The organism is Mesorhizobium sp. M2E.F.Ca.ET.209.01.1.1, assembly GCF_004010375.2.
Classification (GTDB): Bacteria; Pseudomonadota; Alphaproteobacteria; order Rhizobiales; family Rhizobiaceae; genus Mesorhizobium.
Genome location: NZ_SADP02000586.1, coordinates 1 through 345 on the forward strand (window position 1 = coordinate 1; position 345 = coordinate 345).

The window sequence follows — 345 nt, forward strand, 5'->3', positions numbered from 1 at the left end:
GCTTCCCTGCCGGCCACGCCAGCGCGGGCTATGCGTGGCTGTGCCTGTACTATTTCGCCCTGCTGTGGCGCCCGTCGTGGCGCTGGGCTGGGTTGTGGATCGGCCTCGGCACCGGCCTGGCGTTCGGCATCAGCCAGCAGCTCCGGGGGGCGCATTTCCTTTCGCATGACGTTGCCACTGCATTGATTTGTTGGCTGCTTTCGCTGGGCCTGTACCTGATCGTCAAAGGCATCCTGATCCGCCATCCGCTGGACCGTCCCAACCGCCAGGAGGCAAACGCATGAGTGCATCGGTCCAACGCCCCGCCCGCCCGTCTGCGCTGGCGGGTCTTCGCCACTGGCGGCC

1 pseudogene is annotated in these 345 nt (G+C 67.0%); it reads left to right on the forward strand.

The features are described from left to right. Positions 1-284, forward strand: a pseudogene (locus EN852_RS37015) (hypothetical protein); the annotation flags it as partial. Between the last annotated feature and the right edge of the window lie 61 nt (positions 285-345).